Below are 23917 nucleotides of genomic sequence, written 5' to 3'. Positions count from 1 at the left end.
GCGCCGCGGCCTGTTCTGAGGAGTACGCATGGCTGTCTACAACTACGACGTGGTGGTGCTGGGTTCCGGCCCGGCAGGAGAAGGCGCGGCAATGAATGCCGCCAAGGCAGGGCGCAAGGTGGCGATGGTTGATAGTCGTCGCCAGGTCGGCGGCAACTGCACTCACCTGGGCACCATCCCGTCCAAGGCGTTGCGGCACTCGGTCCGGCAGATCATGCAGTTCAACACCAACCCGATGTTCCGGGCCATTGGTGAGCCGCGCTGGTTCTCGTTCCCGGACGTGCTGAAAAGCGCCGAGAAGGTCATCTCCAAGCAGGTTGCCTCGCGCACCGGCTACTACGCGCGCAATCGGATTGACGTGTTCTTCGGCACCGGCAGCTTTGCTGACGAGCAAACCATCGAAGTGGTCTGCGCCAACGGCGTGGTCGAAAAACTGGTGGCCAAGCACATCATCATCGCCACCGGCTCGCGTCCGTATCGCCCGGCTGATATCGATTTCCACCACCCGCGTATCTACGATAGCGACACCATCCTCAGCCTCGGCCACACCCCGCGTAAACTGATTGTCTACGGCGCCGGCGTGATCGGTTGTGAGTACGCCTCGATCTTCAGTGGCCTGGGTGTGCTGGTGGAGCTGGTGGATAACCGTGGCCAGTTGCTGAGCTTCCTCGACTCGGAAATCTCCCAGGCCCTGAGCTACCACTTCAGCAACAACAACATCACCGTGCGCCACAACGAAGATTACGATCACGTTGAAGGCGTGGACAACGGGGTGATCCTGCACCTCAAGTCCGGCAAGAAGATCAAGGCCGATGCCTTGCTCTGGTGCAACGGGCGGACCGGTAACACCGATCAGTTGGGTCTGGAAAACATCGGGGTCAAGGTCAACAGCCGTGGCCAGATCGAAGTCGACGAGAACTACCGCACCTGCGTCCAGAACATCTATGGCGCCGGCGATGTGATCGGCTGGCCGAGCCTGGCCAGTGCCGCCCATGACCAGGGTCGTTCGGCCGCTGGCAGCATTGTCGACAACGGCAGCTGGCGTTTCGTCAACGACGTACCGACCGGGATCTACACCATTCCGGAGATCAGCTCGATCGGCAAGAACGAGCAGGAGCTGACCCAGGCCAAGGTGCCTTACGAAGTCGGCAAGGCGTTCTTCAAGAGCATGGCGCGGGCGCAGATCGCCGGCGAGCCACAAGGCATGCTGAAGATCCTGTTCCATCGCGAGACGCTGCAAGTGCTGGGCGTGCACTGCTTCGGTTATCAAGCGTCGGAGATCGTGCATATCGGCCAGGCGATCATGAACCAGCCGGGCGAATTGAACACCTTGAAGTACTTCGTCAACACCACGTTCAACTACCCGACCATGGCCGAAGCCTATCGGGTAGCTGCATACGATGGCCTCAACCGGCTTTTTTGAGCGGCTCCGGCCGGTGGCCTGAGCCGGCCGGGGAGACCGATTTCAGCAATTCTCGAGGGTGGCAGTGGCCAAACCGGGAAAGTCTGTAATCAGGCTGTCAACGCCGAAATCAGCGAGCCTGCGCATCAGCGCGGGCTCGTTGACGGTCCACACCGACACATGCAGGCCCTGACGCTGCGCCTTCTCCAGGCGTTCCGGCGTACACAGGGTCCAGTTCAGCGCCAGAATCTCACAGCCATAGCTTTGCGCGACCTTCAGCGGGTCGAGCCAGGCGTATTCGGCTACCAGCCCCCGAGACACATCCGGCACCAGGTCCAGGGCCGCCTTGAGCACTTCCCGCGAGCTTGAGGTGATGGTGACTTTGTCCAGCATGCCAAAACGCTGGGCCATTTCGCGAATCGCCAACACGGTGGTGGCGGCGCGGGTGCGTGAAGCGCTTTTGACTTCCAGTTGCCAGTGGTCGAAGTCGCACTGTTCGAACAGTTGCTCCAGGGTCGGGATCGGGCAGGGCTTGATCCAGCCCGGTCCGCCCTTGCGCGCGTCGTAGGTCACCAGGTCCGCCGCCTTGTGCTCGACGACCTTGCCGCGGCGGTCGGTGGTGCGCTTGAGCGTCGAGTCATGGATCACCATCAACTCGTTGTCCATGGACAGGTGCAGGTCCAGTTCGCAGCGACGCACGCCATGCTTGAGGCATTGCTGGAAGCTGCTCAGGGTGTTTTCCGGTGCTTCGCCTTTAGCGCCGCGGTGGCCGTAGATGAGGGTCACGGTGGTTCCTTAATTAGTTGCCGGATTCGGTGATTTCGCGCGCCAGGCGGCGTTCTTGGGCCTGTCTTTGCAGGATATAGCGTGCCAGCAGTTGGCGCTGGGCATCGCTCAAGTGTTGGAATTCGGTGCCGACGTCAAAACCGCCGTCCTTGGCATCGCAATGAGTGACTCGGGCGCGGACCAGCAGGCCCAGGGCCTGGGGCATCAGCACCAGTTTGATCGATAGGTGGCTGCCGGGGGCGAGCGGGGTGGCATGCTGGAAGTCGATGCCGCCTTCGGAAAGGATCACCGGTTGCGGTTCGCCGATCTGGCCGAGCACCGTCAACGCGACTACCTGGCTGAGCAGGTCGATACGTTTGTTGAGTACTTTCAGGTAGGCCGCGGTATTGCGATCGCGCTCGCTGATCTGGCGCAGCAGGTGCTGGGATTCGAATTCACTCAGGTGCAGTTCACTGAGCAGATTGAACAGTGGCGAAGCATCCTGCAACACTTCCTCCGCAGTGGCGGCAGGGCCTGTCAGGGTCTGAATTTCCAGTGCGATCCTGTCCTCGATACGGTAGTATTCGCGGCGATCTTCTTCATCTAATGTCGACATGGCGAACCCATGGTAGCGGCGGTGGTCTGAGTGTAAAGCTGGTTATCGACCCCCGCCACAAGGACGTTCCTTTTCCCTCCGAACAAGCCCCGACATGTTCAGACCTCTCTTCGTATTTATCGGTACGCGTTATACCCGTGCCAAGCGACGCAATCATTTTGTGTCGTTCATTTCCCTGACTTCGATGATCGGACTCGCCTTGGGCGTGGTCGTGATGATCGTGGTGCTGTCGGTAATGAATGGCTTCGATCATGAGATGCGCACCCGCGTGCTGGGCATGGTGCCCCACGCGACCATCGAGTCCGGTGAGCCGATCAGCGACTGGCCGAGCCTGGCCGCCAAGGTCAAGCAGAACCCACAGGTGGTGGCCGTCGCGCCCTTTACCCAGATGCAGGGGTTGCTGACCAACAATGGCCAGGTCTCCAAGGTATTGCTCAATGGCATCGACCCGGCGCTGGAGCGCCAGGTCTCGATCATTGATAACTTCATGCAACAGGGCCAGCTCGATGCCCTGGCACCCGGCAGCTTTGGCATTGTCATCGGCGACAAGGCGGCGGCCAAGCTCGGGGTAGGCCTCGGCGACAAGCTGACCTTCGTCGCGCCGGAAGTCACCGTGACCCCGGCCGGGATGTTCCCGCGCATGAAGCGTTTTACCGTGGTCGGCATCTTCCATGTCGGCGCTGGTGAGATCGACGGCTACCTGGGTGTCACCAACCAGCAGGACCTGTCGAAACTGCATCGCTGGAAGCCGGACCAGATCCAGGGCCTGCGGCTGAAATTCGACGACCTGTTCCAGGCCCCGCGCGCGGCCTGGAACATCGCCCAACAATTAGGCGATGACCGTTTCTACGCCCGTGACTGGACCCGCACCCACGGCAACCTGTACCAGGCCATCCGTATGGAAAAAGCCATGATCGGCCTGTTGCTGCTGCTGATCGTCGCGGTGGCAGCGTTCAACATCATTTCCACCCTGGTGATGGTGGTCAACGACAAGAAAGGCGACATCGCGATCCTGCGCACCCTGGGTGCTACGCCGGGCACCATCATGGCGATCTTCATGGTCCAGGGCACGGTGATCGGGGTGGTCGGCACGGCCATCGGCGCGCTGGTGGGGATGTTTGCCGCACTGAATGTGAGCGCGGCGATCTCCGCCCTCGAAGGCCTGATCGGGCACAAGTTTCTCAACGCCGATGTGTACTTCATCGACTACCTGCCGTCGCAGTTGCAGGCCCAGGATGTGTTGATGGTCTGCGGCGCGGCGTTGGTCCTGAGTTTCCTCGCCACCCTGTATCCAGCCTGGCGTGCCGCGCGCACCCAGCCGGCGGAGGCGCTACGTTATGAGTGAGTTGGGCATGAGCGAAAAAGCAATCTTGAGTTGCCGCAACCTGGGCAAATCCTACGAGGAAGGCCCGGAGTCGGTGGAAGTGCTGGCCGGTCTGCAGTTGGAGTTGCACCCGGGTGAGCGCGTGGCGATCGTCGGCACTTCGGGATCGGGCAAGAGTACCTTGCTCAACCTGCTGGGCGGGCTCGATACGCCGACCCAGGGCAGCGTCTGGCTGGCCGGCGAAGAGCTGTCGGCACTCAATGAAAAGAACCGTGGCTTGCTGCGCAATCGTTCGTTGGGCTTCGTTTATCAGTTCCATCACCTGTTGCCTGAGTTCACCGCCCTGGAAAACGTCTGCATGCCGTTGTTGATCGGCAAGACCGCGATCCCCGAGGCCCGCCAGCGCGCGACCGCCTTGCTGGAGCGGGTCGGCCTAGGGCATCGCCTGGAGCACAAGCCGGCCGAACTGTCCGGTGGCGAGCGCCAGCGCGTGGCCATCGCCCGTGCGCTGGTGAACAACCCAGGGCTGGTGATGCTCGACGAGCCAACCGGCAACCTCGACTCCCATACCGCGCAAGGTATCCAGGACCTGATGCTGGAACTCAGCACCTCGATGCGCACGGCGTTCCTGGTGGTGACCCACGACATGAACCTGGCACGGCAGATGGATCGCGTTCTGCACTTGCAGGAAGGTCGCTTGACGCCCATCTGATGCTTTGCAACCCGGTGCCTGAACAGGCGCCGGGTCTTTTATTTTTATACGGTGCCCCAGCGAATGTTCAGACCGTTATCGATCTTTATCGGCATGCGCTATACCCGCGCCAAGCGCCGCAATCGCTTTGTTTCGTTTATCTCGATGACCTCGATGATCGGCCTCGCCCTGGGCGTGTTGGCGATGATCGTGGTGCTGTCGGTGATGAACGGCTTCCAGCGCGAAATGAGCTCGCGCATCCTTGGCATGGTGCCTCACGCGACCATCGTCGGCGTCAAGCCGATCGACGACTGGGCGCCGGTGGCTGCCGCCGCGCTGAAAAATCCGGCAGTGACCGCCGCGGTGCCCTTCACCGAGATGGAAGGCATGCTCTCCTACAAGGGTTCGATGCAGCCGATCCAGATCAGCGGCATCGACCCGGCCCAGGAAGGCAAGGTGTCGATTGTCACCCAGCACATCGTGCAAGGGCGCCTGGATGACTTGAAGCCAGGTGAGTTCGGGGTGGTGGTCGGCGAAATCACCGCGCGGCGTTTTCGCTTGAATGTCGGCGACAAGCTCACCCTGATCGTGCCGGAAATCAGCAGCGCGCCGGGGGGCATCACCCCGCGTATGCAGCGCCTGAACGTGGTGGGGGTGTTCAAGGTCGGTGCTGAGCTCGATGGTTCGATGGCCCTGATCCATGTCGCCGACGCTGCGCAAATGCAGCGCTGGGCGCCCAACCAGGTGCAAAGCGTGCGCCTGGCGGTGAAGGACCTGTACGCCGCGCCTCAGGTGTCGGCGGCGATTGCTGGCAGCCTGGGGGCTGGATACAAGGCCGATGACTGGACTCACACCCAGGGCAGCCTGTTCAGTGCCATGAAAATGGAAAAAACCATGATCGGCCTGTTGCTGCTGATGATCGTCGCGGTGGCGGCGTTCAACATCATCGCGACCCTGATCATGGTGGTGAACGACAAGGGTGCCGACATCGCGATCCTGCGTACCATTGGCGCTACGCCACGGCAGATCATGGCGATCTTCATGGTTCAGGGTACGGTGATCGGTATCGTCGGCACCCTGATTGGCGGTGTGCTTGGCGTGATCGCGGCGCTGAATGTCAGTGCGCTGGTGGGCTGGGTGGAGCGCGTCAGCGGCCAGCACATCTTCAGTTCCGACGTGTACTTCGTCAGCAACCTGCCGTCGGAGTTGCAGGGCGCCGATGTGCTGTTGATCTGCTCGGCCGGGTTTATCCTGAGCTTCCTGGCCACCGTCTACCCGGCCTGGCGCGCCGCGAAGATCGAACCAGCGCACGCCTTGCGTTATTCCTGACTACGATCCGTGGGGTGCCACAGCCCCTGGGTTTACCGAAGACATTGTAGGGGCGAGCGCCCGCTTGCGGCTTGCTCGCGATGGACGTCAACGATAACGCTCAGCCTCAGGATGAGCGCGGTGGCCTCTCTCCCACAGGTTGCCTGCGCTGGCTCAATTGCCTTTGGGCAGTTCGATCACAAAGCGCGTCCAGCCCTGGGCCGATTCGCAACGAATGGTCCCGCCATGGGCGCGGATGATTGACTGGGTAATCGCCAGGCCCAATCCCGCATGTTCACTGCTGCCTTCACGGCGCGCCGGATCGGCCCGATAAAAACGGTCGAACAGGCGCGGTAACAAGGCGGGGGGAATGCCTTCGCCGGTGTTGGCGATACTCAGGTGTAAACCCTGCGCCGAGTCCACTATCTGCACCTGAACCTCACCCTGCGCTGGAGTAAAACGCAGGGCGTTGTCCAGCAGGTTGGACAGGGCCCGGCGCAGCATGCTGCGGTCGCCGCTGATGGCGGCTTCGCCCTGGCGGGTCAGGCGGATTTGCGCGTCTTCAGCCAGGGGCGCATAAAACTCCAGCAGCGCATCCGCCTCTTGCGCCAGTTGCAGCGGCTCACGCCGAGGCATCAATAAACCGTGGTCAGCCTTGGCCAGATAGAGCATGTCGTTGACCAGTTGCGCCATCCATTGCAGTTCCTCGAGGTTGCTGTGCAAGGCTTCGCGGTAGTCCTCAAGGTCCCGAGGACGGGTCAAGGTAACCTGGGTGTGGGTCAGCAGGTTCGACAGCGGCGTGCGCAGTTCGTGGGCGATGTCGGCGGAAAACGCCGACAGCCGCTGGAATGAATCGTCGAGGCGTCCGAGCATGGCGTTGAATGCGTGGGCCAGTTCGGCCAACTCGGCCGGCATCTGCGCGTGTGACAGGCGTTGGGTCAGGGAGCTGGCGGACACCCCGGCGGCCACTTCGCTCATGCGCCGTAACGGGCGCAAGCCACTGCGCGCCGCCCAGGCCCCGAGCAAGGCCGTGGCCAGCGCCGAGAGCCCGACCGTCAGCCAGATCAAATGCTGCATGCGCTGCAAAAAGTGCTGATGGTGGGTGATGTCGAGCACCAGGGTCAGTTGCGCCCCATCGGTTCTGCCTGGCTCCAGTGGCGCGCTGTAGACCCGATAGGCGGTGCCGGCGCTGTGCAGGCTAGACAGGCCGGGCAGGGTGGGCAGGTCGCCAGGCAAACTGGGCGCGCTGTCGAACCACACGTGGCCATCGGCACCGCGTACGCGCAGTGCGAGGTCAGTCTGATGGCTCATTTCTTCCTGCAGGCGGGCTTTGCGCTGGACGAACAGCGCTGGGTCGTCGGCGCCTTGCAGGGCGCTGCGCAGGGCCACCAGCTTGCCGTCCAGCAGTTGTTGGTCCAGCTCAATGAAGTGGGTCTCGCTGGCGCGACTGAACAACACGCCGGCAATCAGCGAGACCACCGCGGTGCACGCCGCAAACAGCAACGCCAGGCGACTGCTCAAAGACAGGCGGGGCATCAGCTTGGACGCTCTTCAAGCACATACCCCATGCCGCGTACGGTATGAATCAGTTTGTTGGGGAAGTCATCGTCGATTTTCAGGCGCAAACGGCGGATCGCCACTTCGATGACATTGGTGTCGCTGTCAAAATTCATGTCCCAGACCTGGGAGGCGATCAACGATTTGGGCAGCACTTCGCCCTGGCGGCGCAGGAGCATTTCCAGCAGGGCGAACTCCTTCGCGGTCAGGTCCAGCCGCTGCCCGCTGCGTTCGACCCGGCGGCGGATCAGGTCCAGGCGCAGATCCGCCAGTTGCAGGCTGGTTTCCTGCGGGGCCGCATTGCCACGGCGCAACAGGCTGCGCACCCGGGCCAGCAGTTCGGAAAAGGCGAAGGGCTTGACCAGGTAATCATCGGCCCCCAGTTCCAGGCCATGCACCCGGTCCTGCACCGCATCCCGGGCTGTCAGGAACAGCACCGGCACGTCCAGGCCGGCGGCGCGCACCGCTTGCAGGATCTGCCAGCCGTCGCGGCCAGGGAGCATCACATCGAGAATCAGCAGCCCATAATCCCCGCTCAACGCCAGTTGCTGGCCCGTGATGCCGTCGGCCACCAGTTCAGCGTTGAACCCGGCCTCGGTCAGGCCTTGGCGCAGGTAGTGGCCGGTTTTCGGTTGGTCTTCGACGATCAGCAGTTTCATGGGCGACTCAGGGTGGATGGGACACAAGCGTTATACCGTGGCGGGCGCGCAGCCAGCTCAACCTGACAAAGTTGTAATCTACTCGTCAGCTACCTGGCAGCGGCACACCCTTAGAGTTTCCCACAAGCTGAACCTTATCTTGTTGGAGTGTGATCATGTATTTCGCTAAATCCTGGGTGCTGGCCGGCTGCTTGTTGGCATTGAGTTCTCCGCTACTGGCCGCACCGGCGCAGTCCTACGCCTTTGGTGCGCCTGCCCCGGCGGCCAAGGCGACGCGCACGGTGGAAATTGTCATGGGCGATATGACGTTCAATCCCAAGGCCCTGCAGATCAAGGCCGGTGAGACCGTGCGTTTTGTGTTGATCAATAAAGGCCAATTGCTCCACGAATTCAACCTGGGCGACGTGGCGATGCACAGCCAGCACCAGGCCGAAATGCTCAAGATGCAGCAAAGCGGCCAGCTCACCCCGACCGCAATGAAAGCGCCGGCGATGGATCACGCGGCCATGGGCCACGGCTCGATGGCGGGCATGGACCATGGGGCGATGCAGCACGATGACCCCAACAGCGTGCTGGTGGAGCCGGGCAAAACCGCCGAATTGACCTGGACCTTCAAGCAGGCCAGCAACCTGGAGTTCGCCTGCAACATCCCGGGTCACTATCAGGCGGGCATGGTCGGCAAACTGACGGTCAGTCAGTAAGCACTCAAAGGCGGGAGCAAAGGCTGGTAGAATCGGCTGATTCTTCAGTCAGGTTTCCGCCATGCATCCCGCAGCCGAACACTCGCCGCTGGGCAAATCCAGCGAATACATCGCCACGTACACGCCGTCTTTGTTGTTCCCGATCCCGCGCACCGCCAAATGGGCCGAGTTGGGGCTGACGGCCGACACCTTGCCGTACAAGGGCGTGGACTTCTGGAACTGCTTCGAACTGTCCTGGCTGCTGCCGTCGGGCAAGCCGGTGGTGGCCATCGGTGAGTTCAGCATCCCGGCGGACTCGCCGAACATCATTGAATCGAAGTCGTTCAAGCTGTACCTGAACTCACTGAACCAGACTCCATTCGCTGACACCCAGACCCTGCAAGCTACCCTGGGCAAGGATCTCTCGGCGGCAGCGGGCAAGCCCGTGGGCGTGCGCATTCGTAGCTTGAACGAAGTGCAGGCTGAGGGTGTGGTGGCCCTGCCGGGTGTGTGCATCGACGACCTCGACATCAGCGTCAGCAACTACGAGCACCCGCGTCCGGAGCTGCTGCGTTGTGATGAGTCGCGCGTCGTCGAGGAGAGCGTGCACAGCCATTTGCTCAAATCCAACTGCCCGGTCACCAGCCAGCCGGACTGGGGCAGCGTGGCGGTGGAGTACCGTGGCGCGGCGCTGGATCACGCCAGCCTGTTGGCGTATCTGGTCAGCTTCCGCCAGCACTCGGACTTTCACGAACAGTGCGTGGAGCGGATCTTCCTCGACTTGCAGCGCTTACTGAAGCCGGAAAAACTCACCGTCTACGCCCGTTATGTGCGCCGTGGCGGGCTGGACATCAACCCGTACCGCAGCACCGAAGAAGTGCAGTTGCCCAACCATCGCCTGGTTCGCCAGTAAGCGCGGGCAGCGCGAAATTCCGGGATTTTTTGCCGATCAGGAAACGAAAAAGCCCCGCTGTCGCCAGCGGGGCTTTTTGGTATTCGTGTGGATCAGATCCCGATGTTGCCCAGGGTCTGCACAATGTTGCGCAAGGTGGCGGCCAGCGCCGGGTGGTCGAGTTCGAAGCGTTCCACGGCCAGGTTGACGCCATCGGCCAGGCTGCTGTCGTTAGTGGCGGTTTCCAGTTGCAGCTGTGCTTCGATCTGCGTCATCAGGTCCAGCAGGTGGTCACGTTCTTCCTGCGAGAGCGGCGGGTTCTGCTCCAGTTGCTCGCGCAGGGTATTGAGCTGTTCTTGCAGTTCGCGGGCAGGCATGGCTACTTTCCTTTTATCTATAGGCACTGGCATAGACCGCAGCAGTGATCCAAAGGTCTACGTCTGACCTGTAGATTAATCCACTGGCGAGCGAAGTGCATGATCTTGATCAAGAATGATCGATCAGGGTTTCTCGCCCTTGCGCCGGCGCAGGCCGATATCCGATAGGCAGGTGTCGAGATCGCCGAGGTGATCGATCACCGAATGCACCCCCAGGCCAAACAATTGCAAGGTCGCTTTACCGCGCATGAGTTCGCGCTCCTGTCGGCTCAGGGCTTGCCATTCCTTGGGTGCCAGGCCACAGAGCGAGCCACAGGACGCCAGGCCAATGGTCCACAGCCCGGCATTGAGGCCCGATTGCAGCAAGCGCGGCTCGCCGCTGACCAGTACGCAACCGTCCAGGCGATGGATGTTCAGCGCCATCAACGATGACCAGCAGGCATCGGGAGCGGGCCATGGGCGGACGCTCAGGGGCCGCGGGCCGGCGCTGATCCAGTCGGGTAGCTCGGTCGCCAGTGACTGGCTCTGGCTGGCAGGTAACTCATCCAGCCAGGCGCAGGGAATGCCTTGCAGCCGCAACGACAGCAAGGCTTGCTCGGCGCCAGGGGTGAGTTGGCCATGTGGGGCACGGCCGCTGCCGTAGAGTCGGGTTTGCGCGCCGAAATCCACCAGGCAGCCACTCAGGCCAAAAAGCACGGCGGTGGGTTGGGGGAGGGCTTGGGGGTGTACCTGAGGTTGGGGCATTTCAACATCCCTGAAATAATCAGAGAGGGTAGGCCTGCCTCGTGACAGTTAAGTGACATTCTCTTGACCGGCTGGGGAAACATGCAAGGTGTCGTAGGGCGTTTCCCTGAAAGCCGGTATCCGTCTTATACTAGCCAGCTTACCGTGCGGGTTTCGCGATCCGCGCCAGTACAATCCAAGGAGTTTCTGCTATGCGCTGGAGCAATTGCCTGGCTCGACTAAGTCTATTTGCCGGCGTCCTGTTGGTTCCGTTCGCTGCCCAGGCGGCCACCGAAGAAGATCCCTGGGAAAGCATCAACCGCCCGATCTACACCTTCAACGACGTGCTGGACACCTACGCCCTCAAGCCTCTGGCCCAGGGCTATCAGTTCGTCACGCCGCAGTTCCTCGAAGACGGCATTCACAACATGTTTCGCAACATCGGTGACGTCGGCAACCTGGCCAACGACATCCTGCAGGTCAAGCCCCATGCGGCGGGCGTCGACACTGCACGCTTGTTGATGAACACCACCCTGGGCCTGGCCGGGTTCTTCGATGTGGGCACCAAGATGGGCCTGCACCGCAATGACGAAGACTTCGGCCAGACGCTTGGCTACTGGGGCATGCCCAGCGGCCCTTACGTGATGCTGCCGTTCCTCGGCCCGAGCACCCTGCGTGACGCGCCGTCCAAGTACGTCGACAGCTATGCCGAACCCTACCGCTACATGCACGACATTCCAGCGCGCAACATGGCGCTCGGCATAGATGTGATCGATACCCGTGCCAGCCTGTTGTCGGCCGAGAAGCTGATCAATGGCGACAAGTACGTCTTCATCCGCAACGCCTACTTGCAGAACCGCGAATTCAAGGTCAAGGATGGCCAGGTTGAAGACGACTTCTGAGTCGGCGCTTCAATAACAGGAAGGCGGCCCACGGGCCGCCTTCTTCGTTTTATAGCTGGCGTTCCAACCTTGCATTTTGTTGCAAATTTTGCGGTTCTTATAACTCCCGGTGATTTGCAGGGTAAAGACGCCTGATGACCATCGGCGTGAGCTTGAAACGCCTCGCGGATGGGAGTACCGTCTGCGCCTTAGAAGGGCACCTCTGATGAACATGTGTGTCGGGCAAATGCTCGAAAGCAGTGCAGCAGAGAGGCTAGAAAGCGAATCCAGTAGTGTGTGCCGGGCTAATCACCCCGCCAGCTACGCCAACCTAATTCTGGCGCCGTTTGCCCACATGCAAAAAACCAGTGCCACGCTGCTGATAATCGATGACGACGAAGTAGTGCGCGCGAGTCTCGCGGCCTATTTGGAAGACAGTGGGTTCAGCGTCCTGCAGGCCAGCAATGGACTGCAAGGGCTAGCGGTATTCGAGCAAAGCCACCCCGATCTCGTGATCTGCGATCTGCGCATGCCGCAGATGGGCGGGCTCGAACTCATTCGCCAGGTGACTGACCTGTCGCCGCAAACGCCGGTGATCGTGGTGTCCGGTGCCGGCGTGATGAACGACGCGGTCGAAGCCTTGCGCCTGGGCGCGGCAGACTACCTGATCAAGCCGCTGGAAGACCTGGCCGTGCTCGAGCACTCCGTGCGCCGGGCCCTGGATCGCGCGCGCCTGCTCCTGGAGAACCAGCGTTACCGGACCAAGCTTGAAACCGCCAACCGTGAGCTCGAAGCCAGCCTGAACCTGCTGCAGGAAGACCAGAACGCCGGTCGCCAGGTGCAGATGAACATGTTGCCGGTGAGCCCCTGGGCCATCGACGAGTTCAAGTTCGCCCACCAGATCATCCCGTCGTTGTACCTGTCGGGTGATTTTGTCGACTATTTTCGGGTCGACGAACGCCGAGTCGCGTTCTACCTGGCGGATGTTTCCGGGCATGGCGCGTCTTCGGCCTTCGTCACCGTGCTGCTCAAGTTCATGACCACGCGCCTGCTGTTCGAATCCAAGCGCAACGGCACCTTGCCGGAATTCACCCCTTCAGAGGTGCTCGGCCATATCAACCGGGGCCTGATCAGCTGTAAGCTGGGCAAACATGTCACGATGGTCGGTGGAGTCATCGACGAGGAGACCGGTTTGTTGACCTATAGCATCGGCGGACACCTGCCGTTGCCAGTGTTGTACACGCCAGACAGTGTGGGATACCTCGAAGGCCGCGGTCTGCCGGTAGGCTTGTTCAATGAAGCCACCTACGAAGACCACGTCATCGAACTGCCACCGGTGTTCAGCCTGACGCTGATGTCCGATGGCATTCTGGACCTTTTGCCAGAACCGACACTCAAAGAAAAAGAGGCCGCCTTACCGCAACGGGTAAGATCGGCGGGCGGCAGCCTGGATGGTCTGCGGCAGGTTTTTGGATTGGCCACGCTAGGGGAGATGCCGGATGATATCGCCCTGTTAGTGTTGAGCAGGAATCTTCAATGAGTACCGGTAGAATCCAGTTCGCCGAGCAGGATGGCACCTTTGTCCTGAAGTTCGTCGGTGAGGTTCGCCTGACCCTGTGTTCGGCGTTGGATGCGACTATCGAGCGGATCTTCACCGCGTTGAATTTCAACGCGATCGTGATCGACCTGACCGAAGCCCGCAGCATCGACAGCACCACCCTGGGCCTGTTGGCCAAGCTGTCGATCATGTCGCGGCAAAAGGTCGGCCTGCTGCCGACCGTCGTCACCACCCACGAAGACATCACCCGACTGTTGGAATCCATGGGTTTCGAGCAGGTGTTCAACATCGTTGACCGCCCGGTGCCGTGCCCGGAGTGCCTGACCGACCTGCCTGACCAGGACCAGTCCGAAGAGGTGGTGCGGATCAAGGTGCTGGAAGCGCACAAGATCCTCATGGGGCTCAACGATTCCAACCGCGAAGCGTTCCATGACCTGGTAAACGCCCTCGAGCGGCACTGATAGCCCCTGCAATCCCTCGTAGGCGCTGGCGAAGGCAAAACACTGCGTCAAACCAGGCACACAAAAAAGGGCGGACCCAGCAGGGTTCGCCCTTTTTGCATTGAGCTGTAACCTTACAACTTGGCCTGCAGCAACGCCTCCAGCTTCTCCTGGTCGCGGGCAAACTGCCGAATGCCTTCGGCCAGTTTCTCGGTGGCCATCGCATCCTCGTTGGATGCCCAGCGGAACTGTGCTTCGTTCAGGCTCTGGCGTGCTTCACCGGCATGCCCTGGCGCCAGCTGGCGCTCCAGCTTGCCGGTGTCGGCCGCCAGCTTCTCGATCAGGTCGGGGCTGATGGTCAGGCGATCGCAGCCCGCCAGTTGCTCGATCTGATTGAGGTTGCGGAAGCTCGCGCCCATGACCACGGTCTTGTAGTCATTGGCTTTGTAGTAGTTGTAGATGCGCGTCACCGACTGCACGCCGGGATCATCGGCGCCGCTGTAGTCGGTACCGTTGGCCTTCTTGTACCAGTCGTAGATGCGCCCTACGAACGGCGAAATCAGGAACACCCCGGCTTCGGCGCAGGCCACTGCCTGGGCGAAGGAGAACAGCAGGGTCAGATTGGTCTGGATGCCTTCGCGCTCCAGTTGTTCGGCGGCGCGGATGCCTTCCCAGGTGGAGGCGATCTTGATCAGCACACGGTCACGGCCAATGCCGGCCTTGTCGTAGAGTTCGATCAGGCGGTGCGCACGCTTGAGCATGGCATCGGTATCGAACGACAGGCGCGCATCCACTTCAGTGGAAATGCGCCCCGGAATCACTTTCAGGATCTCCTGGCCCACTGCGACCCCAAAACGGTCACTGGCCAGGCCCACGTCGCCCTTGCAGTCGGTAACGCTGGCGTTGAGCAGTTCGGCATAGGCAGGAATGGCCGCAGCCTTGAGCAGCAGCGAGGGGTTGGTGGTAGCGTCCACTGGTTTGACGCGAGCGATTGCTTCGAAATCGCCAGTATCGGCCACGACAGTGGTGAATCGTTTAAGTTGTTCCAGCTTGGAAGTCATGGGTGTGCTCTATCCTGTGGGTCTGTTGACATTACCCGAGCGCTGGCAGCCACTCAAGGGCACAAATGCGTAACAACGGCCTGGGCGGCAACATCTGCAAAACAGATGTTTGAAAGGCCCGGCGCTATCCGCTAACTACGATGGCAAAACCGCCCACAGGTTCAATCGCGGCGACGGCTAGCGGCCTTCCAGCAACGCAGCCGCCTGATCGAGTAGGGCCAGTGGGTCCTTGGCCTTATGAATGTCCACCGACAGCAACTGGCGAAACTTGCGCGCCCCAGGAAAGCCTGTGCCGAGCCCCAGGACATGCCGGGTGATGTGGTGCATCGCGCCGCCAGCCTCAAGGTGTGCGGCAATGTACGGACGCAACTGCGCCAGCGCCTCGGCCCGGCTGATCACCGGCGCGGTGCTGCCAAACAACTGCTGATCCACCTCTGCCAGTACATAAGGATTGTGATACGCCTCACGGCCCAACATTACCCCGTCAAAGGTCGCCAAATGCTCATGGCAGGCCTCCAGCGTCTTGATCCCGCCGTTGAGAATGATCTCCAGCTCCGGGAAGTCCGCCTTCAGCTGCGCCGCCACGTCATAGCGCAGTGGCGGAATATCGCGGTTCTCCTTGGGCGACAAACCTTCAAGAATCGCAATGCGCGCATGCACGGTAAAGCTGGTGCAGCCGGCATCGCGCACCGTACCGACGAAATCACACAGCTGCGCGTAACTGTCGCGTCCATTGATCCCGATCCGATGCTTGACCGTAACCGGAATCGACACCGCATCGCGCATCGCCTTCACGCAATCAGCCACCAACTGCGGATGCCCCATCAGGCACGCACCAATCATATTGTTCTGCACCCGATCACTCGGGCAGCCGACATTGAGGTTCACCTCGTCATACCCATGCTCCTGCGCCATCCGCGCACAGGCCGCCAGATCCAGCGCAGCACTGCCGCCCAACTGCAACGCCAGCGGATGCTCAGCCTCGTTGTGCCGCAGAAAACGCTCGTGATCACCGTTGAGCAGCGCACCGGTGGTGACCATTTCGGTGTAAAGCAGGGCGTGTTTGGAGAGCAGGCGCAGGAAGAACCGGCAGTGGCGGTCGGTCCAATCCATCATGGGGGCAACGCTAAAGCGCCGAGACAGTGCGGGGCTTGATTCTGCTGGGCTAAAGCTCTGTTTTTGAATCATTTTACTCAACGTGTTTTCGGCATGTTTGGGGGCGTTTTCAGGCGTTTTTTAGGTCTCGGTGGTACGATGTACCACTCAAAAACTGACGCGTACCACTTTCAATATGGCGACTATCAGGGCAAGAAAACTGGCAGATGGGACTGTGAGCTACACGGCTCAGATCCGCATCAAGCGCGACGGAGTGCAAGTCTACCAAGAGAGCCAGACCTTCGCCCGAAAACAGGCCGCCCAGGCTTGGTCGCGTAAGCGCGAGTCGGAGCTGGATGAACCTGGTGCGATCGAGCGGGCGAGCCGCAAAGGCACCACGCTCAAAGAGATGACCGATCGCTACCTGGTCGAAGTAGAGAAAGCCCGGCCGCTGGGCAAGACCAAGCGCGCAACACTCAACGCTATCGGTGAGACGTACCTGGGCGAGTTGACCGACACGGACATCAATACTCAGTGCCTGGTCGATTTCGCACTTTGGCGGATGTCCCTGGAGGGTGGTGGGGTTCAGCCGCAAACCGCCGGTAATGACCTGGCCCACCTCGGAGCTGTTCTAGCAATTGCCAAAGACGCATGGGGTTACCAGGTCGATCCGCTTGCCATGGGCGGCGCACGGCGTGTGCTACGCAAGCTCGGCTACAACCTGAAAAGCCGGGAGCGTGACCGCCGGCCGACTTTGGACGAGTTAGGGAAGGTGCTGACGCACTACCAGGCCATGCAGGCGAGGCGCCCGACTGTCACCAATATGCTGAAGGTGGTGGGCTTTGCTCTGTTCTCCACGCGCCGGCTGGATGAAATAACCCGTATCCGCTGGGCAGACGTTGATGAACCCGGTCAGCGGGTGCTGGTGCGCGACATGAAAAACCCCGGGCAGAAGATCGGCAACGATGTTTGGTGTTACCTGCCGGACGAGGCGTGGCAGATTCTCCAAACAATGCCGAAGGCTGGCGACGACATATTCCCCTACAGCCCTGAATCTATCTCCACGTCCTGGGCGAAAGCCTGCAAGTTCCTGGCAATCGCAGATTTGCACTTCCACGACCTTCGCCATGAGGGGGTCAGCCGCCTGTTCGAAATGGATTGGGACATCCCGCGTGTGGCGAGTGTTTCCGGGCATAGGGACTGGAATTCGATGCGGCGATACACCCACCTGTGTGGTAAGGGTGACCGACGCGGCTCAAAATGAAGAAGACATCAATGACCTGCGGACGGCGCTGAAGAACGCCAAGGGCCCGGGGAATTTTCGCAACCTATTCGTGTACGCACCAAACGGAAAAAAGGAGGGGATTCAGCTGATTCCGGTCAGTGAGGTGGCCGCGAAAGACGAATTCAACTCGATCAAGGATAAGACTCTTGAGGATGTCCTGGCCGCGTTGCGGGTTTACCCCCAACTGATGGGCATTGTGCCGAAGAACGCCGGGGGCTTTGGCTCTCCGCAAGAGGCCGCCACCGTGTGGTCAACCCTGGAACTCGAACCCATTCAGACCCGCCTGGCCCTGTTGAATGACTGGGTTGGTGAGGAAGTGGTTCGGTTCAAAACTTTTGAAGTAATTTAGGAGGAATGATTCGTTTACTAGCTATTCCTGTATCTTGGAATAGCTAGAAATCTTCAATTTAGCTTTGGTTATTGATAATGTTTATTGAGCGAATGCCGGCCTGAGTCAACTTCCAAACAAAACCTTCTTTCTTTCCATCAGTGCTCTCGCGCTCAAGTTCAGTTTTAACCATGTGAGCAAGTGGAAGTCCAAATGCCTCCGCGATAGGGAGAAAGGACTCGAAGGTTTGAATATACACCCTTGCTTGATTGGTCAATGAGTCATCAACCCCGTTAGATCTGATGAACCTAAAGGTTTCTGGGTGATTGCCAGGTGGGGAAATGCAATCACTCGTCAAGCAAACCGGTATGCCGTTGGAGTTGATGTGGTGAATAAAGTAGTCTATGTCAAGGAATGGTATTGTGCGCCAAACATTTAGGAGTTTTATTTTTATGTAAAACTCTAGCGGCCATCCAGCTTTATCTTGCAATGCGCGCTGGGATTCCACTACGCCCATTAATAGGTTGAATACAAGATTTAAATTGATGACAGTTGCCGATTCAATTTTCGATTGATCTAATATATCCTTGAATTCTTTTGCGAGCTCGTGTCCATAAAGCCCATGATAAATCTGGTCTGGTTCGCCGCTGTTCCAGTGGAGTGGAATTAAAACGTCACTTTCTAAATCTTTTGATATATTCCATGTTAACTGTGCTTTCGTTGGGTCGCTATTGCTGCTTTGGCGAGCTACCACGCCATCAGCACTCGAATAGACCGTCTCAAATGGTAACGTAGAGGTGCGACCCTCACTTCCATTGAGAGCCTCACGCACACTATCCGTATTTAATGAGAAATCCGTTCTTGGCATTTTCCAAGGATTGGGTGTAATCATTATCCGCAAATAAGGTGCTTCTGACTCCGACTTCGAAAATTCTGGGTCTTTTTTGATCCACTGCTTATAACGATCTACCGTTTCCTTCGCTCGTTGAAACATTTTTTCTATCATGTGCCTATCAGTCTCTGGCACCGGCTCAGAGCCATCCGATATGCGCCTGTAAATTAGCCCTTGATTGTGGATGTGAGGTGCTTCGATGCTTTGAGGGGCCGCTACGCAGATTATCGCATGTGATTCGCTCAAACCTATTTCTGTGCAAGGTCCAAATATTGCGCGAGCCTCATAATGACAAGCTGGACTCATTAAGTTTGCAACTGCTTGCCTGATCTTTTGTAGCGCACCATCTACTTCTGTTTTTTCAATTCCTGGAAACTCACCTGCAACGGAATTTTCTTTGGATTCTTCTTTTATTCCATAAAAAACCCAGCCGCCATAGCTGTTTGCTAGGGCTGATACGGATTTGGCTATAGACTTTGCGTTAGGGACTTCTTGCTTGTATTCAATGTACCAGCCTTCTGCGACCATTTTTAAGGCTGCGAGATCTTGTGCGTTTAGGTCATGGAGGCTTTTAGTAAATGGGTTGAAGCTGTTCATTGTTTGCCTGCCCGAAATCTGATGTATTGATGTGTGAATTCACGTCAGTAAATTTCTAGCAATGATTGCCATGTCCAAAGCTTAGGTCAACTGGTACAGGAAGAGATTCAAACACCCAGCATTTGATACCGCAGCGCTTTAGCTCGTTGTGAACCGTTTGACTATGGTCAACGTATTTTGGCGACGAACTGTTCTCCAGAGCGTTGGTTATTGCTGAGTCTAGTTTGATGGTAATGCCATGTGCCTCGAATTGCGCTGCAAGCTCGTCAATGCGAATCGCAAGCAAGGTGGACTTTTTCGCGTGGTTATACCGCACCCCCTTTCCATCCAGGTGTCTCAGTGCAGCCCAGAAGTCGGCAAGAATATCCTTCTCGAGAGGGTCAGCGATTTCGATGTTGTCTAGATCGGGGACGCTGAGGCCCAGCTTTGCCGAAAGCTGGGTGATCTCTTCCTGGATGGTGGCGCGAATCACGTGGTTGCGGGAGCGCTGCAGTTCCTTGAACAGGGCAATGCGGTGGCGAGATAGTGCAATCTGCTGGGTAACGTTAGGTGACCCTGACCCTGCTTGGGCTGCGGTGCCTGTAGTCCAGTAATTCCAAAGGACGTCGTCGCACTCCTCTTGGTAGCGAATGATTTTGTCGCGCAGTTCGGGCTTCACTTTGTTGGGGTTGATCGAGAAGAGCCAGGCTGGGAGCTTGCGAAGGGGGAGGCAGGTCATTCGGTACTGCTTGCCATCAGCACCAGTTGTTTCGATTTCCGAAACGACTGCTCCGAACTTCTCAGCAGTCTTGACGAACTGGGCGGACCAAACGAGTCCCATATTGCTCACCAGCGGTTTCATGACCACAAACGGTTTCTTGTCCTGGTCGACCAAGACCAAGGTGTCCTCATAGAACTGGACAGGCATCAGTTGTCCCTGCATTCAACACTTCCTTTTGTAAACTGCATGTTCGTCAATGAACCGAACGACAACCGATAAAAAACCCAGTTAAACATAGCATTTGCAGGGTTTCACGGCAACCGAGAGCAGCTGTTCGGGCCAATAAACACGGGGGAGTTCGCCTGCTTCGACTGGCGTCCTGCGTGTCGTTGCGGGTTAGGGGAGTTAGCGTGCTACATCGGGGCAATGGCGTGCTTCATCACCCGGCGCGCGCCGTCATCCCCCCACCACGCCTGCGGGCTAAATAGGGCGCTTTTTCTGCACGCCCTGCAGGTGCTGCGGCGTGGGCCTGGCTGGGCTCGCTCTGGCATCGACAGGAGTGAAAAAGCCTGCGAATCCCTGCGAGGGTAGGCTGTTTTGAGGGCGTGGCTGGAGCGAAGTCTCAGGGCAATTCTGAGAGGTGGCTCGGGGAAAGGGTTAGTTTTTGAAAATGGGGGGATGGCTGCTTTGCAGGCCCTGTGTTTGTTGGGCTTGGGCGCTAACTTTGGAGGGTTAGTTATGGTTAGGTTTGAGGTTATTAAGTTATAAGGTGCTGATTTATAAGGATTTTATTTAGTTGATTTTAAACGGTTATAAAGGTTAGGAAATTACCTCCCATAACCCTAAAGCTAACCTATGGCATCGAGCTCAGAGTCGCGCATTACAAGGCTTTCAGGGCGATTAGAAAAAAACTAACCTTCCTAACTTCTTTCCCGTGGGTCAACATGAAAAGCCGAAAGCACCTAGGGGTAGGCGCTGGCAAAGGTCCATCAGATGTTATGCATGCACGCTGCACCGCGCACGCTGTGCCGCTTAATGAGCTGGCGTTGGGTTGCCTGGATCGATTGTCGATGATCACGGCCGAAGACCCGCACCCATTTTCCGGCAAGGACCTCAACGAATCGATTCACACCAACTCACTGTCGCGTGCGGTTACCAAGCTTTACTCCAGACACAAGAAAGAGTTCGCGGGACCTTTCACACTGAGGGACATTCGGAGAACGTGTAAAACTTTGATGGGGGTCGCTGGAATCAGTAAAGAAATTCGGGACCGGATTCAGGGGCATGCATTTTCTGATGTGTCATCCAAGCATTATGACCGTTATGACTATTTCAAAGAAAAGCAGGCAGCTTTGCAGGTTTGGGCTGCCTGGCTAGAGGCTGAAGCTAAGGTCGTAAGGTAGGCGGCGAGTGTCTTGCGGGCTGAATCAAGATAAAGCAAACTGCCATCATCGAAGCTCGGTCAATTCATTGCCAAAGCGCGGATGGAAGAAGACACCACGTTGAGGGACGGAAAAGATATGTTGTTAGGGAAAAGCTGCAAAAAAAAAGACAACGTAAAAACCAGCAACACAATAAAACTCGGAACACTATTTGAGTATCGAGAGTCAGAAAACCAAGCAATTTCCGACAAAAAGGAGGGCAGCCTAGATTTTAATTTTTTCTTTGACGGAGAGGTAACTGTCAGTCAGCGAGTGTTTAACACTTTCGCCGGAGGTTTGATGCAAATTGGCCCCACAGGGGGATACAGATTTCCAGGGCGCGGCAATGCTCACTTCGAAAGTTTTAATATCGTGGAGCATGGCTTTGATACTATCACCCTTCAGGACTCTAAAGGCGTAATTAATCGAGAGGCTCTGAATAGCTTTATATTCTGTATGTCTCACGTTAGAGAAACAACTGAATGCCATGGCATGTTCGAAGGCTATGATGATTACTGGTACACCCATGATGGCAATATTGATCATGTTGGCAAAATTCTTGAAAAGCTTTTACTAAAACAAATCCAAGAGAACCAAAAGAACGGGAGCCACGTCATCCCAAAAGAGATAGATGCAAGTGAAATTGAAATCACTACTCTAGGGGGGAAGGTCATATATATGGATCGTGACTTACACTTCACGAATGAAACGATTCATGACCTCAGTGAGGTAATTGGTAGATTGCACAATATGTCATTCATCAAGCCATCGGTGCCTTTTCAAAAAGAAAAGGAGTACCGATTTCAATTTATCATTACCCACAATGGCTACATGATCGAGCCTCTCAAGAAGTGTATTATTCTGCACAATTGTGAAGAGCTACTTCCCTTTGTAATATAACTTGGCATTATTACTCTGCAGCGCCTAATTGCTGCAGCGCCGCTTTCAAGTCATCGCTACAAATGTTCATGACCACACCGAAGCCATCCTTGGCAGCCGCGATGACAAGCGCCTTGTCCGACATGCCTCTGAGTTATGCGGCGGATTTCAGCTGCCAATGCATAGGATCCGCCTGCCAGCATGCAATTTCGGATGCTCTCCAGCCTATACGACCAGGTGATATACGAACCTGAGCTGGGAACCGTTTAGCTTTCACCTCGCGCCAAAGTGTCGCATGTGAAAGGGAAGTGACCCTTAACACCTCTGCCTCCCTGAGATATCTGTCTAGCCCATCCATTATTCATTCCCCGCGGTGCGTCGTGCGAGGCCCTCGGCCTGGCGCTGCTTGCTACGTGGTTGCCATGTGCCCGCGACTAGTTGCACTTATCGCAGATCGTAACCAAATCGAGGGGCGGCATTTGCCCTCGTCGTATTCGTACTGTTCGGCGTAAGGCGGTCATGGGTTGACCTCTGTTCTTTCCACTTTAATTAAGCGGCGCGTTGATCAGGTATCGAGTTTGCACGTGCTGAGCAGCTTGATCGGAGCCATTTTCAACCTAAGACGTACTTAATGAATGAAGGTAAGACAGTAGACTCTCAGAGTGGTAATACGGGGGGATCGCAAGCTTGCGAAACCCCCATTAGGCACTATTCAAATTTCGCAGAAGGGGAGAAGTTCAAGCTGAAAGGAGTGGTTGGCTGGGACTGCCTGCAAGATTTCTGCATGTGGGTAGAGTCGCCTAATAGTCAGCGACAAGGCAGTTCTCTGATCAGGCGGCATGCGGCAGCCAAATATTGCACCCGTAAGTTCTTTGGCGCCAAACTCTGAATCTTCATAAGGGGCAAACTTATTGCGCCCGTCCCCTGCGAAAATTCTCCACTCATTCTCATGCTTCCATGCGTCTGATTTTGAGTAAATCAGCGAGTGGATTCGTTTGTTAGTATCGAAAGTAATCAATCCAGCCAAGAAGTCCGAAAGCTCGCTCTCTTCGAATAGCATCGGAATGTCAGGCATGTACGACATTTGCCTCGCCAATTTATATGGGCTACCTGCCCCAGGCTCATCTTGAAATCGTAAAACCACCCCTCTATTGCTATCGGCATAATACGCCCACATGAGTTGATTAGTAGGGGAGTCTGTTAAGCACAAGATTTTGGTAGTTGAAAGATGCTGTCTTGTATCTTGGTACGCTTGATGGATGTTCTTATCAAGCTCTGCAAACGCTTTTTTGATGCCTTCTTCCATTTTTTTCATGAAATGTTTTTTTGGCATTCCCCGAAGAAGTGGCCTCCAGATATTCATTGCTTCTGACATTTTGCTATCTTCACGGATGGTGAGTTCACCGGTAAAGATCTTCCATAGTTTGTCTAGTGTCTGATGGCGCACTTTGTCACGGTCGAAGTCAATGCGAAGGTCGAATTGGATATCGTAGGGGTCATTCAAAGTGGCTGGAGTGCTCCAGCGAAGCGTTTGGTTTTCAAGCACAATATTTGCGGTGCTATGAGTCATGTACTTATAAAAAGCTTCAGGCATTGTCATGCGCTCTAATGGGCTGATGGGCATGATGCCATCATTTGTCGTCCGACGAGTCAATGAGTACAGGCGAGAGCTATTAGAAGTTGAGCCGGCCTTCACGGGCCTGGTCATGGCAATCCTACGATCTCCTACGGACTGGCCAGTGAATGGTACAGAAATGGTACGAAAGAGAGTAAGGGCTGCTGTAAC

Annotated in this window: 24 protein-coding genes and 1 pseudogene; 13 read left to right on the top strand and 12 right to left on the bottom strand. The window is 57.4% G+C overall.

Annotated elements, in window-relative coordinates; all coding sequences use genetic code 11:
• The first annotated feature begins 28 nt into the window (after positions 1-28).
• Complete coding sequence (gene sthA, locus QMK50_RS04755) at positions 29-1423, top strand: Si-specific NAD(P)(+) transhydrogenase (RefSeq protein ID WP_095165311.1); 1395 nt, start codon at positions 29-31, stop codon at positions 1421-1423.
• 42 nt (positions 1424-1465) lie between these two features.
• On the opposite strand, the gene QMK50_RS04750 is transcribed toward sthA, so the two are convergent.
• Together QMK50_RS04750 and QMK50_RS04745 are read right to left on the bottom strand one after the other, a co-directional pair.
• The gene (locus QMK50_RS04750) at positions 1466-2188 is read right to left on the bottom strand and encodes a glycerophosphodiester phosphodiesterase (RefSeq protein WP_095165310.1); all 723 of its coding nucleotides are present in this window, start codon (positions 2186-2188) and stop codon (positions 1466-1468) included.
• A gap of 13 nt (positions 2189-2201) precedes the next feature.
• The gene (locus QMK50_RS04745) at positions 2202-2783 is read right to left on the bottom strand and encodes a PilZ domain-containing protein (RefSeq protein ID WP_095165309.1); all 582 of its coding nucleotides are present in this window, start codon (positions 2781-2783) and stop codon (positions 2202-2204) included.
• Between the two features lie 94 nt (positions 2784-2877).
• Here QMK50_RS04745 and QMK50_RS04740 point away from each other — a divergent pair, with 94 nt between their 5' ends.
• The 3 genes from QMK50_RS04740 (at position 2878) to QMK50_RS04730 (ending at position 6127) form a co-directional block, all read left to right on the top strand.
• Complete coding sequence (locus tag QMK50_RS04740) at positions 2878-4128, top strand: lipoprotein-releasing ABC transporter permease subunit (RefSeq protein ID WP_095165308.1); 1251 nt, start codon at positions 2878-2880, stop codon at positions 4126-4128.
• Positions 4129-4135: 7 nt separating this feature from the next.
• Complete coding sequence (gene lolD / locus QMK50_RS04735) at positions 4136-4819, top strand: lipoprotein-releasing ABC transporter ATP-binding protein LolD (RefSeq protein ID WP_174244588.1); 684 nt, start codon at positions 4136-4138, stop codon at positions 4817-4819.
• 63 nt (positions 4820-4882) lie between these two features.
• Positions 4883-6127, top strand: coding sequence for a lipoprotein-releasing ABC transporter permease subunit (locus QMK50_RS04730; protein WP_159997025.1), 1245 nt, complete (start codon positions 4883-4885; stop codon positions 6125-6127).
• Between the two features lie 153 nt (positions 6128-6280).
• Here QMK50_RS04730 and QMK50_RS04725 read toward each other — a convergent pair whose 3' ends face one another.
• Positions 6281-7642, bottom strand: coding sequence for a heavy metal sensor histidine kinase (locus QMK50_RS04725; RefSeq protein WP_095165304.1), 1362 nt, complete (start codon positions 7640-7642; stop codon positions 6281-6283).
• The gene (locus QMK50_RS04720; RefSeq protein ID WP_320332655.1) at positions 7642-8322 is read right to left on the bottom strand and encodes a heavy metal response regulator transcription factor; all 681 of its coding nucleotides are present in this window, start codon (positions 8320-8322) and stop codon (positions 7642-7644) included. Before QMK50_RS04720 ends, QMK50_RS04725 begins: the two co-directional genes overlap by 1 nt.
• Before the next feature lie 155 nt (positions 8323-8477).
• Between QMK50_RS04720 and QMK50_RS04715 the strand changes: the two genes are divergently transcribed.
• Complete coding sequence (locus tag QMK50_RS04715) at positions 8478-9023, top strand: cupredoxin family protein (RefSeq protein WP_320332654.1); 546 nt, start codon at positions 8478-8480, stop codon at positions 9021-9023.
• Positions 9024-9084: 61 nt separating this feature from the next.
• Entirely contained in the window at positions 9085-9915 is an 831-nt protein-coding gene (gene queF, locus QMK50_RS04710) for an NADPH-dependent 7-cyano-7-deazaguanine reductase QueF (protein WP_320332653.1), read from the top strand.
• A 92-nt stretch (positions 9916-10007) separates the two neighbouring features.
• Here queF and QMK50_RS04705 read toward each other — a convergent pair whose 3' ends face one another.
• Both QMK50_RS04705 and QMK50_RS04700 read right to left on the bottom strand, forming a co-directional pair.
• Positions 10008-10271, bottom strand: coding sequence for a DUF4404 family protein (locus QMK50_RS04705; RefSeq protein ID WP_095165300.1), 264 nt, complete (start codon positions 10269-10271; stop codon positions 10008-10010).
• 123 nt (positions 10272-10394) lie between these two features.
• Positions 10395-11015, bottom strand: a complete 621-nt coding sequence (locus QMK50_RS04700; protein ID WP_320332652.1) for an HAD family phosphatase — start codon at positions 11013-11015, stop codon at positions 10395-10397.
• Between the two features lie 191 nt (positions 11016-11206).
• Here QMK50_RS04700 and QMK50_RS04695 point away from each other — a divergent pair, with 191 nt between their 5' ends.
• The 3 genes from QMK50_RS04695 (at position 11207) to rssC (ending at position 13894) form a co-directional block, all read left to right on the top strand.
• Positions 11207-11896, top strand: a complete 690-nt coding sequence (locus tag QMK50_RS04695; RefSeq protein ID WP_320332651.1) for a VacJ family lipoprotein — start codon at positions 11207-11209, stop codon at positions 11894-11896.
• Positions 11897-12230: 334 nt separating this feature from the next.
• Complete coding sequence (rssB, locus tag QMK50_RS04690; protein ID WP_095165297.1) at positions 12231-13415, top strand: two-component system response regulator RssB; 1185 nt, start codon at positions 12231-12233, stop codon at positions 13413-13415.
• Positions 13412-13894: an anti-sigma factor antagonist RssC gene (gene rssC, locus QMK50_RS04685; protein WP_093421055.1), complete on the top strand. Its 483-nt coding sequence runs from the start codon at positions 13412-13414 to the stop codon at positions 13892-13894. Before rssB ends, rssC begins: the two co-directional genes overlap by 4 nt.
• 113 nt (positions 13895-14007) lie before the next feature.
• Here rssC and tal read toward each other — a convergent pair whose 3' ends face one another.
• Together tal and dusA are read right to left on the bottom strand one after the other, a co-directional pair.
• Complete coding sequence (gene tal, locus QMK50_RS04680; protein ID WP_095165296.1) at positions 14008-14934, bottom strand: transaldolase; 927 nt, start codon at positions 14932-14934, stop codon at positions 14008-14010.
• A 177-nt stretch (positions 14935-15111) separates the two neighbouring features.
• Positions 15112-16122 (bottom strand): tRNA dihydrouridine(20/20a) synthase DusA, encoded by a 1011-nt coding sequence (gene dusA / locus QMK50_RS04675; RefSeq protein WP_320332650.1) that lies wholly within the window; start codon positions 16120-16122, stop codon positions 15112-15114.
• Positions 16123-16225: 103 nt separating this feature from the next.
• Here dusA and QMK50_RS04670 point away from each other — a divergent pair, with 103 nt between their 5' ends.
• Together QMK50_RS04670 and QMK50_RS04665 are read left to right on the top strand one after the other, a co-directional pair.
• Positions 16226-17293, top strand: coding sequence for a site-specific integrase (locus tag QMK50_RS04670; protein WP_320332649.1), 1068 nt, complete (start codon positions 16226-16228; stop codon positions 17291-17293).
• Positions 17262-17663: pseudogene (locus QMK50_RS04665) on the top strand (Presumed portal vertex protein); the annotation flags it as partial. The gene QMK50_RS04670 and the pseudogene QMK50_RS04665, both read left to right, overlap by 32 nt.
• Before the next feature lie 58 nt (positions 17664-17721).
• On the opposite strand, the gene QMK50_RS04660 reads toward QMK50_RS04665, so the two are convergent.
• Both QMK50_RS04660 and QMK50_RS04655 read right to left on the bottom strand, forming a co-directional pair.
• Positions 17722-19131, bottom strand: a complete 1410-nt coding sequence (locus QMK50_RS04660) for an ATP-binding protein (protein ID WP_320332648.1) — start codon at positions 19129-19131, stop codon at positions 17722-17724.
• A gap of 55 nt (positions 19132-19186) precedes the next feature.
• A complete protein-coding gene (locus QMK50_RS04655; protein WP_320332647.1) occupies positions 19187-20053 on the bottom strand; it encodes a phage antirepressor N-terminal domain-containing protein in 867 nt (288 codons plus the stop codon).
• An 848-nt stretch (positions 20054-20901) separates the two neighbouring features.
• Between QMK50_RS04655 and QMK50_RS04650 the strand changes: the two genes are divergently transcribed.
• Together QMK50_RS04650 and QMK50_RS04645 are read left to right on the top strand one after the other, a co-directional pair.
• A complete protein-coding gene (locus QMK50_RS04650; RefSeq protein WP_320332646.1) occupies positions 20902-21234 on the top strand; it encodes a hypothetical protein in 333 nt (110 codons plus the stop codon).
• 81 nt (positions 21235-21315) lie between these two features.
• Positions 21316-22152 carry a hypothetical protein gene (locus QMK50_RS04645; protein WP_320332645.1) on the top strand — a complete coding sequence of 279 codons (837 nt, stop codon included), beginning with the start codon at positions 21316-21318 and terminating at the stop codon, positions 22150-22152.
• Positions 22153-22285: 133 nt separating this feature from the next.
• On the opposite strand, the gene QMK50_RS04640 is transcribed toward QMK50_RS04645, so the two are convergent.
• Entirely contained in the window at positions 22286-22489 is a 204-nt protein-coding gene (locus tag QMK50_RS04640; RefSeq protein WP_320332644.1) for a helix-turn-helix transcriptional regulator, read from the bottom strand.
• Positions 22490-22843: 354 nt separating this feature from the next.
• Complete coding sequence (locus QMK50_RS04635) at positions 22844-23755, bottom strand: DUF2971 domain-containing protein (protein ID WP_320332643.1); 912 nt, start codon at positions 23753-23755, stop codon at positions 22844-22846.
• Between the last annotated feature and the right edge of the window lie 162 nt (positions 23756-23917).

The organism is Pseudomonas sp. P5_152, from assembly GCF_033989915.1.
Taxonomy (GTDB): Bacteria; Pseudomonadota; Gammaproteobacteria; order Pseudomonadales; family Pseudomonadaceae; genus Aquipseudomonas.
The sequence above is the reverse complement of the archived record's forward strand: the minus strand, read 5'-3'. Positions and strand labels throughout refer to the sequence as shown.

Bases quoted from the DNA above. Each gene is read 5' to 3' on its own strand.
- QMK50_RS04645 (WP_320332645.1), top strand. From the start codon at position 21,316: ATGGAAGAAGACACCACGTTGAGGGACGGAAAAGATATGTTGTTAGGG.
- dusA (WP_320332650.1), bottom strand. From the start codon at position 16,122: ATGATTCAAAAACAGAGCTTTAGCCCAGCAGAATCAAGCCCCGCACTG.
- QMK50_RS04700 (WP_320332652.1), bottom strand. From the start codon at position 11,015: ATGCCCCAACCTCAGGTACACCCCCAAGCCCTCCCCCAACCCACCGCC.
- QMK50_RS04670 (WP_320332649.1), top strand. From the start codon at position 16,226: ATGGCGACTATCAGGGCAAGAAAACTGGCAGATGGGACTGTGAGCTAC.
- QMK50_RS04730 (WP_159997025.1), top strand. From the start codon at position 4,883: ATGTTCAGACCGTTATCGATCTTTATCGGCATGCGCTATACCCGCGCC.
- rssC (WP_093421055.1), top strand. From the start codon at position 13,412: ATGAGTACCGGTAGAATCCAGTTCGCCGAGCAGGATGGCACCTTTGTC.
- rssB (WP_095165297.1), top strand. From the start codon at position 12,231: ATGCAAAAAACCAGTGCCACGCTGCTGATAATCGATGACGACGAAGTA.
- QMK50_RS04635 (WP_320332643.1), bottom strand. From the start codon at position 23,755: ATGCCCATCAGCCCATTAGAGCGCATGACAATGCCTGAAGCTTTTTAT.
- QMK50_RS04695 (WP_320332651.1), top strand. From the start codon at position 11,207: ATGCGCTGGAGCAATTGCCTGGCTCGACTAAGTCTATTTGCCGGCGTC.
- QMK50_RS04715 (WP_320332654.1), top strand. From the start codon at position 8,478: ATGTATTTCGCTAAATCCTGGGTGCTGGCCGGCTGCTTGTTGGCATTG.
- sthA (WP_095165311.1), top strand. From the start codon at position 29: ATGGCTGTCTACAACTACGACGTGGTGGTGCTGGGTTCCGGCCCGGCA.
- QMK50_RS04705 (WP_095165300.1), bottom strand. From the start codon at position 10,271: ATGCCTGCCCGCGAACTGCAAGAACAGCTCAATACCCTGCGCGAGCAA.
- QMK50_RS04740 (WP_095165308.1), top strand. From the start codon at position 2,878: ATGTTCAGACCTCTCTTCGTATTTATCGGTACGCGTTATACCCGTGCC.
- QMK50_RS04725 (WP_095165304.1), bottom strand. From the start codon at position 7,642: ATGCCCCGCCTGTCTTTGAGCAGTCGCCTGGCGTTGCTGTTTGCGGCG.
- QMK50_RS04720 (WP_320332655.1), bottom strand. From the start codon at position 8,322: ATGAAACTGCTGATCGTCGAAGACCAACCGAAAACCGGCCACTACCTG.
- QMK50_RS04655 (WP_320332647.1), bottom strand. From the start codon at position 20,053: ATGCAGGGACAACTGATGCCTGTCCAGTTCTATGAGGACACCTTGGTC.
- QMK50_RS04640 (WP_320332644.1), bottom strand. From the start codon at position 22,489: ATGGATGGGCTAGACAGATATCTCAGGGAGGCAGAGGTGTTAAGGGTC.
- QMK50_RS04650 (WP_320332646.1), top strand. From the start codon at position 20,902: ATGATCACGGCCGAAGACCCGCACCCATTTTCCGGCAAGGACCTCAAC.
- queF (WP_320332653.1), top strand. From the start codon at position 9,085: ATGCATCCCGCAGCCGAACACTCGCCGCTGGGCAAATCCAGCGAATAC.
- QMK50_RS04660 (WP_320332648.1), bottom strand. From the start codon at position 19,131: ATGAACAGCTTCAACCCATTTACTAAAAGCCTCCATGACCTAAACGCA.
- QMK50_RS04745 (WP_095165309.1), bottom strand. From the start codon at position 2,783: ATGTCGACATTAGATGAAGAAGATCGCCGCGAATACTACCGTATCGAG.
- lolD (WP_174244588.1), top strand. From the start codon at position 4,136: ATGAGCGAAAAAGCAATCTTGAGTTGCCGCAACCTGGGCAAATCCTAC.
- tal (WP_095165296.1), bottom strand. From the start codon at position 14,934: ATGACTTCCAAGCTGGAACAACTTAAACGATTCACCACTGTCGTGGCC.